The organism is Enterococcus sp. 12F9_DIV0723 (assembly GCF_002174375.1).
Classification (GTDB): Bacteria; Bacillota; Bacilli; order Lactobacillales; family Enterococcaceae; genus Enterococcus_A; species Enterococcus_A gilvus.
Map to the genome: position 1 here is coordinate 1,461,429 of NZ_NIBK01000001.1, position 2,151 is coordinate 1,463,579.

The window sequence follows — 2,151 nt, forward strand, 5'->3', positions numbered from 1 at the left end:
GGACTATACTCTTGTACCCATCGATAAATGGTAGTGTGACAAACATTGATTCCACGATCGCTCATAATTTCAGAAATATCTCGATAGCTCAAGTTATATCTCAAATAGTAGCCAACGGCTACAATAATAATATCTTTTTTGAATTGTTTTCCTTTAAAATGAGTCATCTGAGAGCTCCTAATCGTCTGTTTTTTATAATTCTACCTTACATTACGATAATTGAGAAACTTTGCAACAGAACCTATTTTTTTATGAGTAGTAGTAATATTGAAATGAATATGAAAAACAAAATCATTAAAAAGTCTATTTACGCAATGCACCAAAATGGCTTAGATGATAGAAAGATCAAACAAAAACTAAAGAATTCATTTTCGTTAGATGAGAAAACGATCGAAAAACTGTTACGATGTGATTAAGACTTCCGAAGATGACTAATACTTTTTTTTAGAAATGAATAGATATAACAATTTTGGAAGAGCTAAACAAAATATAAAGTTAAAATGTGTCAGACTGTGGCATAAGTCATACTCCTGAATAGGACAAAAATTGGCACCCAGAAATCATTTATTGATTTCTGGGTGCCAATTTCTATGTATTCAAGGTACCAAGCCGTTTCATTGCCGGTAACTTTCTCATATTTAATTCCATGATAAGGATGCCTGTTTCTTTTTTCACTTTTTCCAACCCTCGAACATGGTATCGAGTGAAATGCAAACAAGCCTTCATCCACCCAAAAACTGGTTCTACGTCAATTTTTCTTTATGCGTAGAGTTTTCCATTTTCAGGTTCTGAAAGCATGGTGCGTTGTTTTGCTTTAAAGTATTCTAGCGAAGGATTGATCTTAATGATGCGTGTAATACCCCCTCGGGTCAACGCTCCTTGAATCACTTCGTTGCTTTCTGTATATCTTTCTGCTTTGTACTCTTTGAAGTCTCGAACAAAACCATTGATTTTATCTGTACTTGTTCGGTACGCATTGAATTTGAAACGAACCCCTTTTGGATCAATGTAATAATCCTCTTTTTCGATATACGTCCAATTCATAACTTTTCGTTCATCCGATTGCCATTTCTTACTTTGTTCTTTCAACATCGTAGAGTAAGGAATCAATGTGGTATGATTCGGTAGTTCATCTTCAAGATACCGATAATTTTGTTCTGAGCCATACCCGGCATCTGCCACAATATACTTAGGAAGGCGATCCGCCATTTTATCACGACGCTCGCTTAGTTTTCGTTTTTGTGCTTTTAATGTACGCTGTTGTTGTTTGGCTGGATTTAGTGAAACCTTTCTGGTTTCAAGCACTTCTTGTTCCAATTCTTCTAACCGTAATTCCAACCTCGCAAGTACTTCATCCACCATATCTAACGTGAGTGAGGTTCCTTCAGGAACATGACTCGCTAAATGTGCCTCTTTAAGTTCAGACATCCAAGAGACAATCTGCTCACGATTCATTTTGTCCTATGTAATGGTGTTCTTTTTCCAAACAAAACTGTATTTATTGGCATCTGCGAGAAGCTTCGTTCCATCGATAAAAATTGAATCATTAATCAATTGTCGCTCTCTAAGATAATGAATTAAGGAATCCAGCCCTTTTTCAATCAATGCTTCTAACTCATTAGATACACGGAAACGGGCAATAGTTCGGTAAGTAGGCATCTGTTCTTGCGTCAACCAGCGAGCCGGTAGGCTTTCTTCAGCTAATTGCTCAATTTTTCGACTGCTAAACACACTCCGCGTATAAGCAAAAAGAACGAGTTTTAACATCCCACTTAAATCATAATTCCGGGGGCGGCCAAAAAGATAGGACTCTGTGATTTCAAGGGATTAAACGAGTTCATTAATAAACCAAGCGGTGCTGTCTTCTTTTGGAAGATAAGAAGTTGTGATATCTAAAGTGAGTTGATTCATGTTATAATTTGTATGCATGATTTTGATCCTTTCGGGGGTTGAATGGTTTAGAGTACGGGGGCTACCGTACTCTTTTATTTTACCTAAAAAGCTCCAGAAAATGGACGATTAATTCGTCATTTTCTGGAGCTTTTTTCAGAGACTTATGTCACAGCCTCGATTTGCTTGTTGAATTGTTTTTAAAGAAAAAAATACTATTTGAGATAATTTATTTAATAAATTAATTGAATAGTACCATCA

The 2,151-nt window shown here is 36.0% G+C and carries 2 pseudogenes; both read right to left on the reverse strand.

The features are described from left to right. Positions 1-167: pseudogene (locus A5868_RS06970) on the reverse strand (IS6 family transposase); the annotation flags it as partial. A 421-nt stretch (positions 168-588) separates the two neighbouring features. Then, positions 589-1,929: pseudogene (locus A5868_RS19550) on the reverse strand (transposase). Between the last annotated feature and the right edge of the window lie 222 nt (positions 1,930-2,151).